The following is a 13,353-nucleotide window of genomic DNA, read 5'->3' as shown; positions in this document are numbered from 1 at the left end:
CGGCACGCGGCTCGGCGGCGGTCGCTGGTGCTTCTCCGAGGTAGCATCGTGCACCGGAGGGCCGCTGACGTTATGAAGTCTCACGACCTGGTCGACACGACCGAAATGTACCTGCGCACCATCCTCGAACTGGAAGAGGAAGGGGTGCCGCCGCTGCGTGCCCGGATCGCCGAACGGCTGCAACAGAGCGGCCCCACCGTGAGCCAGACCGTCGCCCGAATGGAGCGCGACGGCCTGCTCACCGTCGAGGGCGACCGGCACCTGACACTCACCGTGCAGGGCCGGGGCAGCGCCGTGTCGGTGATGCGCAAGCACCGCCTCGCCGAGTTGTTGCTGGTCAACGTCATCGGGATGCCCTACGAGGAGGCCCACGAAGAGGCCTGCCGCTGGGAGCACGTGATGAGCGACGCGGTGGAGAAGCGGGTGTACGACCTGCTCAACCGGCCGACCCGCTCCCCGTACGGCAACCCGATCCCGGGCCTACAGGAGCTGGGCTCGCCGGCCGAGGAGGCCACCGAGGCCGTCGAGGGCGAGCGCAACCTGGCCTTCCCCGGCCTCTCCGGGCCGGTCGTGGTGCGCCGGATCTGCGAGAGCGTGCAGAAGGACGCCGACGTGCTGCGTCAACTGCACGCCGCCGGTGTCGACCCGGGCGCCACGGTCACCGTGGCGCAGGAACGCGACGGCGTGTCGATCGACAGGTCGGGCGACCGGGTACGACTCCCCCGCGAGGTCGCCTCCCGGGTGTTCGTCGCCGCCAGTTGACCAACCGGTCACCCGGGCGTCACAGCGCCCGGGTGTCCACCTTCTTGGCCAGTGCGGCCAGGTCAGCGGTCACCTTCTCCGCCGCCGTGCGTTCGCTGCCCCGCGCACCGGTCCAGCTCAACGTGGCCAGCCGCCCGTCGGTGGCCAGCCAGCCCACCTCGGCGACCGGCCCGTGCCCGCTCGCCGCGGCGGTGGTCCGCCGGTACGCCTGCTGACCCAACCCGGTGATCTTCGCCGCCTTGTCCGGCACCACGTCCGCGGCGAAGGTGGCCTTGTCGATCGTGGTCTCGGACACACTGAGCGTCAGCTCCGGCAACGCCGCGCCTCCGGCCCGCACCACACAGGTGTGCGTGTCGCCCTGCTCACTGGCCGCCGCCACGTCGAAGCGCACCTTCAGCAGTTCCTCGATCACCGCGAAGTCCAACAGCCGGCACGCGCCGCCGGAGGACGCCGCCGCCACGTCCACGGCGATCGGCACCGGCGGCGGCAGCACCGCGATCGGCTCGGCCTCGGCGGCGCAGCCGCTCACCAGCAGCCCCGCCAGCCCTCCGACCACGATCCGCCCGCGCACGCTCCACCCTCTCGCCGACCGACGGCGGAAGGCGCCCGCCGGATGTCCGTCGGACACCGTACGGGGTGTAAGTGTCGCGGGGAAGTCCTCGTCTACGCCTGTTCCGAGAGTGGATCGTCCACGTACGGACAGTGCCGGCAGCCGCGCCCGCAGCAGGTGCCGCGCCGGGCCAGGAAGCCGGCGCTGAGCACGAACAGCCCGCTCGTCGGGTCGAGGTAGCCGGCCTCCCCGGCGCTCAGCGCGGCGGCGTGCGTGGCGAGGATCCGGGCCCGGTCGGGGTGCGCGGGCGACAGCCGGGACGGGTGCGGCTCGGTGAGCGGCCGATCCGCCAGGGGTCGTGGCTCCTCGGTCACCAGCAGCAGCCCTTCCCGTTCACGAGCAGCAGTCTAGGGCCGCGACTCAACAGTGCCGGGCCACTACCCCGGTCACCCGCTGGGACTGCGTGGCGCGCTCTGGGTGTGCGTGCTGGGCACCTGGGCGGCGTGCCTGTTCGGGGTCTGCTCCCCGCTGCGAGGAATGCGGGACACGCCGCCGGTTTCGTCGTAGGGTCCGACGATGCTCGGGGGACCGAAGGCTGTGACGAGCACCGAGGAGACGCGATGCGGAAGATCGTTGTGCACATGAGCGTGTCGTTGGACGGGTTCTTCGAGGGTCCGGGTGGCGACATCGGGTGGCACCAGGTCGACGACGAGCTGCACCAGCACTTCAACGACGTGATCGCGCCGATGGGTGGGTTCCTCAACGGCCGGGTCAGCTACGAGCTGATGGCCGACTTCTGGCCGACCGCCGACCAGGACCCGACCAGCAGCGCCCCGATGCGCGAGTTCGCCGGCATCTGGCGGGACATGCCGAAGACCGTCTACTCCCGCACGCTGGACCACGTCGACGGGAACGCCACTCTGGTCCGGGAGGTGGACCCGGAGCAGGTACGACGGCTCAAGGCCGAGGCCGGCGGCGACCTGGGGCTCGGCGGGGCCGGCCTGGCCGCGACCTTCGCCCGGCACGACCTGATCGACGAGTACCGGATCTACGTCCACCCGGTGCTGGTCGGTCGGGGTCGCCGGCTCTTCCCGGACGCCGACGCCCCGACCAGCCTGCGGCTGGCGGAGAGCCGCGTCTTCGGCAACGGCGTGGTCCTGCTCCGCCACGAGCGGGCTCGCTGACGTCTGTCGCTTGAGTCTCCAGCGGGGGGAGACGTGAGGGTGGGGGCATGAGCGGTGCGGAGCAGTACACGATTGGCGAGCTGGCCCGACGTACCGGCCTGAGCGTCAAGACCATCCGGTACTACGCCGACAGCGGCATCGTGCCACCGACGGACCGGAGCCCGACCGGCTACCGCCTCTTCGACGCCGCGGCGGTTGCCCGGCTGGACCTGGTCCGGACGCTGCGCGACCTGGGCGTGGACCTGGCCACCATCCGGCGGGTGGTGGAGCGCGAGGTGGCCCTGCCCGAGGTGGCCGCCGCGCACGCCGAGGCGTTGGCCGTGCAGATCCGGGTGCTGCGGCTACGTCAGGCGGTGCTCACCGTCGCGGCGAGGCGCGGATCGGGCCCGGCCGAGGTGGACGAGCTGCACCGGCTGGCCCGGCTCACCGCCCGCGAACGGGGGCACCTGGTCGCCGACTTCCTGGCCGGCGTCTTCGCCGGCCTCGGCGACCAGCCCGCGTACCCGGGTGTGCTCGTCTCGATGACACCGGAACTTCCCGACGACCCCAGCACCGAGCAGGTCGAGGCGTGGTTGGAGCTGGCCGAGGTGTGTCGGGATCCGGAGTTCCGGGCCCGGATGCGGCGACTGGCGCAGCAACACGCCGCCGACCACGACGTCCCGGGGCTGCCCCGCCCGGACGCCGTCGCGGTGGTCCGGGACGCGGTGGCCCCCGCCCTCGCGGCCGGCCTCGACCCGACCAGCCCGGACGCCGATCCGGTGGTCGCGGCAGCCGTCAGCCGGTACGCGAGCCTGCACGGTCACTCCGACGACGCCGACCTGCGTCAGCGGTTGCTCGACCGGCTGGTGCCGGCCAACGATCCCCGCCGGGACCGCTACCTCGACCTGGTGGCGGTGCTCAACGGCTGGTCGACGGGCGACGCGACCGCGCCGGCGGTGGACTGGTTCATCCGGGCCCTGCACGCCCGGATGCCCGAACCGGTTCGCTGAGCCGGCCGGCCTCGGCCTGGCTGGCTGGGCGGCTGGGAGGCTTCAGCCGAACCAGGTCATCGTCTGGCCGTGACCCCGGGCCCAGGCCAGCGGCTGCCCGTCGAGCGCGAGGACGTTGTGTAGCGCGTCGCTCGGCGGGTCGGGCAACCCGTCGTACGGCAGCACCTCCGGTGCCTCGTTCGCGATCCAGTGCCCCGGCAGCTCGCGGACCAGCCGGACGAACGCGTCCCGGCGCGGCGGCGGCACCTGGTAGAGCACCGACGTGTGGAAGACCACGAGCGTCGCGTCGGCCGGCGCGCGGGCGGCCAGCGCCGGGAGGTCGTCCACCAGATCACCGCGGACCAGCAACGGGGGGTCGGCGACGGCGACCGCCGCCGCGGCACGCAGCCGGGACCGCCGGTGCGCGTGCTCCGGCCAGATCAGGGCGTCCAACCAGGACACGTCGCCGGGGTCGGTCACGTCGAGCGGGTTGAGGTCCAGACCAGCCCGCCACACCACCCGGGGTACGCGGGCCGGCGGCACCAACCCGCTGGCCGCGCACTCCAGGACCGGCTCGCCGGAGCCGACCTGGTGTTCGCCGTAGCGGTACGCGTACCGGTCGGGGTAGAGGCAGAGCCCGGCGGACGCGCCGACCTCCAGCAGGGCGAGGGGCTGCGGCAGCGCGGCGAGCACCGGCAGCAGGACCGCGCACCTGCCGCTCTCGTTGGTCTGGGTGGCCCGGGTGCGCAGTTCGGTCTCGACGGCGGGCCAGTGCGTCACCGCGTACTCGTGGAACGCGACCGGGTCGTCGACCGGCCCGCCGAGCCAGCGCACGACGCCGAACAGCAGATTCGGCTGTCGTTTGCCCGGCGGGAGCCTGTCGAGCAGGGCGAGCAGGGCGTCGTCGCGGGCGACGGCCTGCGCCAGACGCTCGTACGTGGGCGACACCCCACGCGCCTCTCGGCTGCCGAACTCGGCGTACGCCTCAGCGGTCGTCATGCCCTCATCGTCGCAGCCCATTCCTCGGAAGTTCAGCCCCCGATCCCGTGTGCTGACTCACCGCCCTCGTAGAGTGCTGCGGCGGCCGGCCCGTTGAGCAGCAGCTCAGCGGGGGTGCGGGCAGGGGCAACGGGGAGGAGTGTGTCGTGCGGGGCAACGGTGTCCGGGTACTGATCGTCGGTGGAGGTGTCGCCGGGCTGGCGACGGTGGCCGCGTTGCGGGACTGGGGCGCGACGATCGACGTGGTCGAGCGGGCACCCGGGCCGACCGACTCCGGCACCGGCATCTACCTCACCGGCAACGCGACCCGCATGCTCGCCGTACTCGGTCTGCGGGAGCCGGTCGCCGACGTCGCCGTGGAGATCACTCGGCAGCGCAGCGCCAACCAGCGCGGGGGCCGCCTCTTCGACATCGACGTGACCGCGCTGTGGCAGGGCGTCGGGGCGTGCGTGTCGCTGCCCCGGGCGCACCTGCACCGGGCGATGCTCGCCGGCGTCGGGGACACCCCGATCCGCTGGGGCCGCCACCCGGTCGTGCTGGTCGAGGAGGGCGACCGGGTCGCCGTCGAGTTCGACGACCACAGCATCGAACGGTACGACCTGGTGCTCGGCGCGGACGGGGTGAACTCGACGGTCCGGCGGCTCACCTTCGACGCTCCGGCGGCCCGCGACCTCGGCCAGTACGCGTACCGGTGGATCGCCCCGCGGATCGACGCCGAGCCGGTCTGGTCGGTGCAGTTGGGGCGTGGTCGGCAGTTCCTGACGATCCCGATCAGCGCCGAACAGACGTACTGCTACTACAACGACGGCCCGGTCGCCGACCGACCCGGCTGGCGCGACGAGGTGGCCGCGACGTTCACCGAGCCGGTCGCCACCATGCTCAAGGCCCTCGACCACGACGACAGCACCCTGCACGCCGGGCCGAACCAGGAGGTCGTGCTCGGCGCCTGGTCCCGGGGGCCGGTGCTGCTGATCGGCGACGCCGCCCACGCCACCTCGCCGAACATGGCCCAGGGCGCGGCGATGGCCCTGGAGGACGCCGTCGTGCTCGCCGCGTCGCTGGCCGCCGCCGGGTCCATCGCCGAAGCCCTGCGCGGGTACGAGGCGCGGCGACGCCCGCGTACCGACTGGGTGCTCAGCCAGACCCACCGCCGCGACAAGGCCACCGGGCTTCCGCCCGCGCTCCGCGACCTGGTGATGCGCCGCCTGGGTGAGCAGATGTTCCGCTCGAACTACGGACCGCTGTTCGCCCAGCCCTGAACCGCTGCCGCCGGGTGCTGCTCAGGGCAGCTGGCCCGGCCGGTCGACGATGGCGGTGCGGAGGAGCGCGACGGCCGCGTGCACCGACTCCTTGCCGTCGCGTATCACCGATCCTCGGCGGCCGAGGTAGACGTGGGTGTCCCGGTCGAAGAGGAGGTCGTCGTTACCACCGATCACGCCGGGCATCCGAATCGCCACCCCGTGCCGACCGGCGGCGTCCACCACGTCGCCCGAGATGACGACCGCCCCCGGCTCCCGCGCCAACAACTCGAACAGCGCCGCCAGCGCTCGGGGCGGCACGTAGCCGTTGAGCATCGACCGCGCGGTGGTGTACGGCATGCTCTCGTCCCCGTAGACGGCCTCCTCGTCGGCTCCTTCGGGGAGATGCAGGTCGACCGGGTGTTCGCGGAGGTATCGAAGCAACTCGTCCGGGTCGGTAGGCAGGTCGCCGTGGTACGCGGGCGCCTGGAAGGCGTCGAGTTCCTTCTCGGGATCACCGGGATCATTGAGGCGGAGCTCCGTCAGCGTGCTCCACCCGTTCGGATCGGTCTCCGGTCGATAGCGTCCCTGCGAGTACGCGACTCCGCCGGCCGACTGCCACAGCTGGTTCCGGATGGTCCGGTACGGGCCGCTGGCCGGCATGTCCCTGACCCTCGCGAGGGATTCCGTGAAGACGTACTGATCGGGTCGGGCGGTCAGCTCGGGCTGCTGCCGGGCGGCGTCGGCCGCCATCCGGAAGATCTCCGACGCGGTTGCCGTGGGCGGCGGCTTGTCGCCCACCCCCATGGCCTGGACCGCCAGCGCACCGGCGGTCAGGACGACGGCCAGCCCGAACGCTCCGGCCAGGCGCCAACCGCGCGGGAACCGGGTACGGAAGCCGGCGGCACGGGTCGCCGAAGCCACCTCGGCCCGCCGGGCGACGTGGGCGCTCAGATCTCTGAGGAGCTGCTCCTCGAAACCCTCGGTCGACTGTTCGATCTTGTTCATGGCGTCAGCTCCGTCTGCTCAGGCGAGGGTGGTGGCCGGGCGGGCGAGCACGGCCTGGACGACGCGACGGGCACGGTGCAGGCGGACCCGGGCAGCGACCGGGGACATCCCGACCACGGTCGCCGCCTCCGCGACACTGAGGCCGTCCACGGCGACGAGTTCGACAAGCGTTCGGGTGCCCTCGGGCAGCTCGCTCAGCGCCCGACAGGTGTGGCGGGCCGCCGACTCGGCGTCGATCCGCTCCTCGATGCGGGCGATGTCATCGGGGCCGAGGTCCCGTCGTCCGGCCAGTCGGCCGGTCACCCGCAGCCGTTGGGCCGCCCGACGCCGTTCGTCGCCGATGACGTTGCGGGCCACCCCGTACAGCCAAGCGACCTGGCTCCCCCGGTCCGGCCGGTAGCCGTCCGCGGACTCGATCACCGCCAGGAACACGTCGGCGGTCAGGTCGGCGGCGAGGTGCGGGTCGTCGACCCGCCGCGCCACGAACCGGCCCACCGCCTCCAGGTGCCGCCGGTAGAAGACCTCGAAGGCCACCGGATCGGCCCCGATGCCGGAGATGTCACCTCCCGCTTCGCTGGGCTCACGCACAGGCTGTCCCCTCTCGTCACTCACACCTCTTCTTCGTAAGCCGGACCGCTGGTGTTACCAAACCCCCCGCCCGAGGCGGCACGGGCCGGTCAGCTGGGCAGTCGCCCCGTTGATGCGGCATGATCGAAGCACCGGCGACTGGCGGCACGGGGATGGTGAAACCATCGGGGAGCCTCTCGCGGGCGTCGACCGCCTGGGCGCCTGCGTGGAGAATCCGTCATGACCACGACCAGTGGATCCGCGCAGCACCACACCCCGTCTGGCACGGCTCGGCTCCTGCCGGGCGCACCCGTCGCCGAAGCCGTCCTGGCCGAGACCGCCGCCGCTGCCGCAGCACTCCGCAGCCGCGGGATCACACCGAGCCTCGCCACCATCCTCGTCGGCGACGACGACGCCAGCGCCGGCTACATCGCCATCAAGCAGCGCCAGGCCGCCGCGCTCGGGTTCGCCTCCCCGCACGTGCATCTGCCCGCCACCGCCACCCAGGCCGAACTGCACCAGGCCATTGCCCGCTTCAACAGCGATCCCGCCGTGCACGGACTGCTCGTGCAGTACCCCGTGCCGGGGCATCTGGACTACGACGCGGCGCTGCTGACGATCGACCCGGACAAGGACGTCGACGGCATGCACCCGCTGAACATGGGGCGTCTCGCCGTCGGCCTGCCCGGCCCGCTGCCGTGCACCCCCGCCGGCATCGAAGCCCTCCTGGCGTACCACGAGATCCCCGTCGCCGGTCGTGAGGTCGTCATCCTCGGTCGCGGCGCCACCCTTGGCCGCCCCCTGGCGATGCTGCTCGCCCAGAAGCGTCCGACCGCCAACGCCGCCGTCACCGTCGTCCACACCGGCGTGCCCGACTGGGACCGCTACACCCGCCGCGCCGACATCCTCGTCGCCGCCGCGGGCGTACCCCGGATCGTTCGGCCCGAGCACGTCAAGCCCGGCGCCGTCGTCATCGGCGCCGGCGTCCGCTACGAAGGACGGCGCCTCCTACCGGACGTGGACGAAGCGTGCGCCGAGGTCGCCGGCGCCATCACGCCCCGGGTGGGCGGCGTCGGTCCGACCACCGTCGCGATGCTGTTCCGCAACGCGGTACGCGCGGCCGAGCGCGCGAGCGAGTAGCCCGGCAGGTGCGTCGGGGGAATTGCGGACAACCGCACCGCCACGGGCGCGAGTTTGCTATCCAGCGGCGCTCAGCAAGCAATACGGGAATGAGCTTGGATTCGGCCCGAGCCAGGCAACGTGTTGTTGATCACGAGCACACCGCCGCCGATCGGGCTTGTGGCTCGGCTCATAGTCATCCGCGCCTTGCTACCCAAAAGTAGCGGCATATATTTCCGCTGTCCTCGGTCGAGATGGGGCGCTCCGGTGATGCACGACGGCGTGGTCGACGACGAACTCCAGATCCGATCATTTGAATACATGCGGGCAGGAACATCATCTTGAACAGCATTCCGTCGCTTCTTCTCGTGCACGGTGCCTGGCACGGGCCCTGGGTCTGGCAGTCGCTCATCGAGCAGTTTCCGGATATCGACATCCACACCGTCGCGCTACCCAGTAGCGGCAACGACCCCGCTGCCCTCGGTGACCTCTACGACGACGCTGCCGTGGTCAAAGCCGCCGTCGCCGCCATCGACGGACCGGTCGTGGTCGTCGCCCACTCCTACGGTGGCGCACCAGTCACGGAGGCGCTCGCTGCCGCGGACAACGTACGCCGAATCGTTTATCTCGCCGCTTTCCAGCCGGATGTCGGCGATTCGCTCTTCTCCACCGCCGGCGGCGTTGCTCCGCCGTGGTGGGAGGTTCACGAGCGGACGGACCTGAAGGGCAGGGGTCACATCGAACCGTCGCAGCCCCGAGAGGTCTTCTACAGCGACGTCGATCCGGAAATCGCGGAACAGGCCGTTGCACGACTCGGGCTCCAGTCCTGGGCCTCGACGCAGCAGCCGCTGACCGAGGCCGCGTGGCGCACCATTCCCAGCACCTACCTCATTTGTGCGGCCGACAACGCTCTTCCGCCCTTCGCGCAGGAGCTCATGGCCAAGCGGGCCGAGCGGGTGTTGCGCATGAACTCCTCGCACTCGCCGTTCCTTTCTCAGCCCGCCGAGCTGGCCGCGCTGATCCGGGCGGAACTTTCCGCCTGACGCAGACGGCGCGGGTAGCGGCCGTCGCCCGGCCGGACATGCGACCGGGCGACGGACCGCCACCCCGCAGGCAGGGGCGGCCGCTATGCTGCGCGGTGGCACAAACGTTGCGAGGTGCCCCGCGCGAGTGGGGAGAATCGGGAAGCCGGTGTGAGTCCGGCACGGGCCCGCCGCGGTGACCGGGGAGCTGCCACCCACGCGTACCAGACGCAGCCACTGGCCCTGAGGGGCTGGGAAGGCGGGTGACCAGCGGAGATCCGGGAGTCCGAAGACCGGCCTCGCGTCATCGCCCCGTCAGGGGCGCGAGCGCAGCGGGAGCCTGCCTTGAACAACGGACTCTACGAGACCATCCACCGCCGTCGGGACGTACGTGCCCAGTTCACCGGGGCGCCGATCCCCGCGGATACGTTGGATCGGATCCTCACGGCGGCGCACGCCGCGCCGAGCGTCGGCCTCTCCCAGCCCTGGGACTTCATCCTGGTCCGCGATCCTGAGCTGCGGCAGCAGTTCCACCGGCACGTGGAGCGGGAGCGGGACACCTTCGCGGCCACTCTCGACGGTGCGGCGGCGGAACGCTTCGCCCGGATAAAGATCGATGGCGTACGAGAGTCGACGTTGTCGGTCGTGGTCACGTACGACCCGGAGCGGGGTGGGCCGGCCGTGCTCGGCCGTCACGCGATCGCCGACGCCGGCCTCTACTCGGTCTGTCTGGCGATCCAGAACCTGTGGCTGGCCGCAACCGCCGAGCAGCTCGGGGTCGGCTGGGTCTCGTTCTACCGGGAGTCGTTCCTGCGCGACCTGCTCGGCATCCCGGCCACCGTCCGCCCGGTGGCGTGGCTCTGCCTCGGCCCGGTCACCCATCTGGAGGAGACGCCGGACCTGGAGCGGCACGGCTGGCGTCAGCGACGTCCGCTGTCGTCGGTGATCCACCAGGATCGTTGGTCCGAGTGACCCGCACACAAACGAGCCCCGGGCGCGCGAACGCCCGGGGCTCGTCGCTGACGTGTCAGCTGCAGCCGCTGGTGGAGCCGCAGCCCTCGCAGACGTAGCAGCTACCGGCGGGGCGCATCTTCGTACCGCAGGTGAAGCAGAGCGGCGCGTCGGCGGCCTTGCCGATCACGGCCTCCAGCAGTTCGGTGCTGGAACCCACGCTCGGAGCCGGCTTGGCGGCGGCCACGTCGGCCATCTCCTGGGCCGGCTGGGCGACGGCCTCCGACTTGGCCGGGGCCTCCACCGGAGCCGAGGACGCCATCGCGGTGAGCTCCGCGCCGGTGACGGCGGCGGCCTCCGCGTCGGCCTCGGCCCGCAACTGGGCGGCCCGCTCCGAGGCGGTGAAGATGCCCAGCTCGGCGCGGCGCTCGTAGGGCAGGAAGTCCAGCGCCAGGCGACGGAAGATGTAGTCCATCACCGAGGCGGCCATCCGCACGTCCGGGTCGTCGGTCATGCCGGCCGGCTCGAAGCGCATGTTGGTGAACTTGCTGACGAACGTCTCCAGCGGCACGCCGTACTGCAGGCCGATGCTGATGGCCACCGAGAAGGCGTCCATCACGCCGGCCAGGGTCGAGCCCTGCTTGGACATCTTCAGGAAGACCTCGCCGAGGCCGTCGTCCGGGTAGGACGACGCGGTGAGGTAGCCCTCGGCGCCACCGACGGAGAAGCTGACCGTCTCGGACGGGCGCTTCTTCGGCAGGCGCTTACGCACCGGCCGGTACTCGATGACCTTCTCCACGGCGGCCGGCGCGGCCTCGACCGCGGCCGGCTCGGTGGCCTTGTTGGACTTGGCCACCGAGAGCGGCTGACCGACCTTGCAGTTGTCCCGGTAGATCGCCAGCGCCTTGAGGCCGAGCTTCCAGCCCTCGAAGTAGATCTTCTCGACGTCCTCGACGGTGGCCGCCTCCGGCATGTTGACCGTCTTGGAGATGGCGCCGGAGACGAACGGCTGGATGGCCGCCATCATCCGCACGTGACCCATCGGGGCGATCGTCCGCTCGCCCATGGCGCAGTCGAAGACCGGGTAGTGCTCCGGCTTGAGGCCCGGGGCGTCCACCACGTGGCCGTGGTCGGCGATGTGCTCGACGATCGCCTCGACCTGCTCCTCGGGGTAACCGAGGCTGCGCAGGGCGCGCGGCACCGTCTGGTTGACGATCTGCATCGAGCCGCCGCCGACCAGCTTCTTGAACTTGACAAGCGCCAGGTCCGGCTCCACGCCGGTCGTGTCGCAGTCCATCATGAAGCCGATCGTGCCCGTCGGGGCGAGGACGCTGGCCTGGGCGTTGCGCCAGCCGAACTTGTCGCCGATCTTGTTGCCCTGGGTCCACTGTTTGGTCGCCTCGCGGACGATCGCGGTGGCCACCGGGCTGGTCGGCTTGATCTCGTCGTTGGCGGCGGCGTGCTTGCGCATGACCCGCTTGTGCGGCTCGGCGTTGCGGGCGTAGCCGTCGTACGGGCCGACGACGCCGGCCAGCTCGGCGGAGCGGCGGTACGCGGTGCCGGTCATCAGGGACGTGATCGACGCGGCGACCGAGCGGCCCTGCTCCGAGTCGTACGGCAGGCCGGTGGCCATCAGCAGGGCGCCGAGGTTGGCGTAGCCGATGCCGAGCTGCCGGTAGGCGCGGGAGGTCTCGCCGATCTTCTCGGTCGGGAAGTCCGCGAAGCAGATCGAGATGTCCATCGCGGTGATGACGAACTCGACGGACTTGACGAACTTCTCCACCTCGAAGCCACCGTCGGCGCGGAGGAACTTCATCAGGTTGAGCGAGGCCAGGTTGCACGAGGAGTTGTCCAGGTGCAGGTATTCCGAGCACGGGTTCGACGCGGTGATCCGCCCGGTCTCCGGGCAGGTGTGCCAGTCGTTGATCGTGTCGTCGTACTGCAGGCCCGGGTCGGCGCACTCCCAGGCGGCCTGGGAGATGGTGCGGAACAGCTTCTTGGCGTCGACGGTGTCGATCACCGAGCCGTCCAGCCGGCCACGCAGGTCGAAGCCCTTCTCGTTCTCGACCGCTGACATGAACTCGTCGGAGACCCGGACCGAGTTGTTGGCGTTCTGGTACTGCACGCTGACGATGTCGGAGCCGCCGAGGTCCATGTCGAACCCGGCGTCGCGCAGGGCGCGGATCTTGTGCTCCTCGCGCGCCTTCGTGACCACGAACTCCTCGATGTCCGGGTGGTCCACGTCGATGATGACCATCTTGGCCGCGCGGCGGGTCGCACCGCCGGACTTGATGGTGCCGGCGGAGGCGTCCGCGCCGCGCATGAAGCTGACCGGGCCGGAGGCGGTGCCGCCGGAGGAGAGCAGCTCACGCGACGAGCGGATCCGCGACAGGTTGACCCCGGAGCCGGAGCCGCCCTTGAAGATCAGCCCCTCCTCCTTGTACCAGTCGAGGATCGAGTCCATCGAGTCGTCGACGGCCAGGATGAAGCAGGCGCTGACCTGCTGCGGCGACGGCGTGCCGACGTTGAACCAGACCGGCGAGTTGAAGCTGAACACCTGGTGCAGCAGCATCCAGGTCAGCTCGTGGTCGAAGATCTCGGCGTCCGCCGGGCTGGCGAAGTAGCCGTACTCCTCACCGGCGGTGCGGTAGGTGGTGACCACCCGGTCGATCAACTGCTTGAGCGACCACTCCCGCTCCGGGGTCCCCACCGCGCCCCGGAAGTACTTGGTGGTCACGATGTTCGCCGCGTTGACGCTCCACGACTGCGGGAACTCGACCCCCCGCTGCTCGAAGTTGATCGAGCCGTCCCGCCAGTTCGTCATCACGACGTCGCGGCGCTCCCACGCCACGTCGTCGTACGGGTGGACCCCCTCGGTCGTCCACACCCGCTCGATCTTCAGCCCCGCGCCTGCCTTGCTCCGTGAACGGCTAGTTGTCACGCCGTCGCCCCCCTCGTCTGCGCGGTCACCCACCGCGCGTCCTG

13 protein-coding genes and 1 riboswitch are annotated in these 13,353 nt (G+C 71.3%); of the genes, 7 read left to right on the top strand and 6 right to left on the bottom strand.

Features of this window, described 5'->3' with window-relative positions; all coding sequences use genetic code 11:
* Positions 1-72: 72 nt before the first annotated feature.
* A complete protein-coding gene (locus AB0A90_RS15975) occupies positions 73-762 on the top strand; it encodes a metal-dependent transcriptional regulator (protein WP_357247558.1) in 690 nt (229 codons plus the stop codon).
* Positions 763-781: 19 nt separating this feature from the next.
* Here AB0A90_RS15975 and AB0A90_RS15970 read toward each other — a convergent pair whose 3' ends face one another.
* Entirely contained in the window at positions 782-1,333 is a 552-nt protein-coding gene (locus AB0A90_RS15970; protein ID WP_357247556.1) for a hypothetical protein, read from the bottom strand.
* Positions 1,334-1,425: 92 nt separating this feature from the next.
* Positions 1,426-1,686 carry a DUF5522 domain-containing protein gene (locus tag AB0A90_RS15965; protein WP_357247553.1) on the bottom strand — a complete coding sequence of 87 codons (261 nt, stop codon included), beginning with the start codon at positions 1,684-1,686 and terminating at the stop codon, positions 1,426-1,428.
* Between the two features lie 246 nt (positions 1,687-1,932).
* Here AB0A90_RS15965 and AB0A90_RS15960 point away from each other — a divergent pair, with 246 nt between their 5' ends.
* Positions 1,933-2,496 (top strand): dihydrofolate reductase family protein, encoded by a 564-nt coding sequence (locus AB0A90_RS15960; RefSeq protein ID WP_357247550.1) that lies wholly within the window; start codon positions 1,933-1,935, stop codon positions 2,494-2,496.
* A gap of 47 nt (positions 2,497-2,543) precedes the next feature.
* The gene (locus AB0A90_RS15955; protein WP_357247548.1) at positions 2,544-3,485 is read left to right on the top strand and encodes a MerR family transcriptional regulator; all 942 of its coding nucleotides are present in this window, start codon (positions 2,544-2,546) and stop codon (positions 3,483-3,485) included.
* Between the two features lie 42 nt (positions 3,486-3,527).
* Here AB0A90_RS15955 and AB0A90_RS15950 read toward each other — a convergent pair whose 3' ends face one another.
* Positions 3,528-4,463: a DUF2332 domain-containing protein gene (locus AB0A90_RS15950; RefSeq protein WP_357247545.1), complete on the bottom strand. Its 936-nt coding sequence runs from the start codon at positions 4,461-4,463 to the stop codon at positions 3,528-3,530.
* Between the two features lie 146 nt (positions 4,464-4,609).
* Between AB0A90_RS15950 and AB0A90_RS15945 the strand changes: the two genes are divergently transcribed.
* Positions 4,610-5,722 (top strand): FAD-dependent monooxygenase, encoded by a 1,113-nt coding sequence (locus AB0A90_RS15945; RefSeq protein ID WP_357247542.1) that lies wholly within the window; start codon positions 4,610-4,612, stop codon positions 5,720-5,722.
* 21 nt (positions 5,723-5,743) lie between these two features.
* Here the strand turns inward: AB0A90_RS15945 and AB0A90_RS15940 are convergent, their stop codons facing one another.
* Both AB0A90_RS15940 and AB0A90_RS15935 read right to left on the bottom strand, forming a co-directional pair.
* On the bottom strand, positions 5,744-6,709 hold the full coding sequence (locus tag AB0A90_RS15940; RefSeq protein WP_357247540.1) for a CU044_5270 family protein: 966 nt from the start codon (positions 6,707-6,709) through the stop codon (positions 5,744-5,746).
* A gap of 18 nt (positions 6,710-6,727) precedes the next feature.
* The gene (locus AB0A90_RS15935; RefSeq protein WP_357247537.1) at positions 6,728-7,297 is read right to left on the bottom strand and encodes a sigma-70 family RNA polymerase sigma factor; all 570 of its coding nucleotides are present in this window, start codon (positions 7,295-7,297) and stop codon (positions 6,728-6,730) included.
* Positions 7,298-7,516: 219 nt separating this feature from the next.
* Between AB0A90_RS15935 and AB0A90_RS15930 the strand changes: the two genes are divergently transcribed.
* From AB0A90_RS15930 to bluB, 3 genes are all read left to right on the top strand, one after another.
* Complete coding sequence (locus AB0A90_RS15930; RefSeq protein ID WP_357247535.1) at positions 7,517-8,416, top strand: bifunctional 5,10-methylenetetrahydrofolate dehydrogenase/5,10-methenyltetrahydrofolate cyclohydrolase; 900 nt, start codon at positions 7,517-7,519, stop codon at positions 8,414-8,416.
* A gap of 320 nt (positions 8,417-8,736) precedes the next feature.
* Complete coding sequence (locus AB0A90_RS15925; RefSeq protein WP_357247532.1) at positions 8,737-9,438, top strand: alpha/beta hydrolase; 702 nt, start codon at positions 8,737-8,739, stop codon at positions 9,436-9,438.
* A 95-nt stretch (positions 9,439-9,533) separates the two neighbouring features.
* A riboswitch (cobalamin riboswitch) is annotated at positions 9,534-9,734 on the top strand.
* Between the two features lie 28 nt (positions 9,735-9,762).
* Positions 9,763-10,389 carry a 5,6-dimethylbenzimidazole synthase gene (gene bluB / locus AB0A90_RS15920; RefSeq protein WP_357247529.1) on the top strand — a complete coding sequence of 209 codons (627 nt, stop codon included), beginning with the start codon at positions 9,763-9,765 and terminating at the stop codon, positions 10,387-10,389.
* A gap of 55 nt (positions 10,390-10,444) precedes the next feature.
* Here the strand turns inward: bluB and AB0A90_RS15915 are convergent, their stop codons facing one another.
* The gene (locus AB0A90_RS15915) at positions 10,445-13,342 is read right to left on the bottom strand and encodes a vitamin B12-dependent ribonucleotide reductase (protein WP_357247526.1); all 2,898 of its coding nucleotides are present in this window, start codon (positions 13,340-13,342) and stop codon (positions 10,445-10,447) included.
* Positions 13,343-13,353 lie beyond the last annotated feature (11 nt).

It is taken from the genome of Micromonospora sp. NPDC049204 (assembly GCF_040647935.1).
Lineage (GTDB): Bacteria > Actinomycetota > Actinomycetes > Mycobacteriales > Micromonosporaceae > Micromonospora.
This window is presented reverse-complemented; position numbering and strand designations above follow the sequence as displayed.

What these genes read in the sequence shown, in the direction of transcription:
- AB0A90_RS15940 (WP_357247540.1), bottom strand. Translation starts at nt 6,709, where the DNA reads ATGAACAAGATCGAACAGTCGACCGAGGGTTTCGAGGAGCAGCTCCTC.
- AB0A90_RS15950 (WP_357247545.1), bottom strand. Translation starts at nt 4,463, where the DNA reads ATGACGACCGCTGAGGCGTACGCCGAGTTCGGCAGCCGAGAGGCGCGT.
- AB0A90_RS15930 (WP_357247535.1), top strand. Translation starts at nt 7,517, where the DNA reads ATGACCACGACCAGTGGATCCGCGCAGCACCACACCCCGTCTGGCACG.
- AB0A90_RS15955 (WP_357247548.1), top strand. Translation starts at nt 2,544, where the DNA reads ATGAGCGGTGCGGAGCAGTACACGATTGGCGAGCTGGCCCGACGTACC.
- AB0A90_RS15975 (WP_357247558.1), top strand. Translation starts at nt 73, where the DNA reads ATGAAGTCTCACGACCTGGTCGACACGACCGAAATGTACCTGCGCACC.
- AB0A90_RS15960 (WP_357247550.1), top strand. Translation starts at nt 1,933, where the DNA reads ATGCGGAAGATCGTTGTGCACATGAGCGTGTCGTTGGACGGGTTCTTC.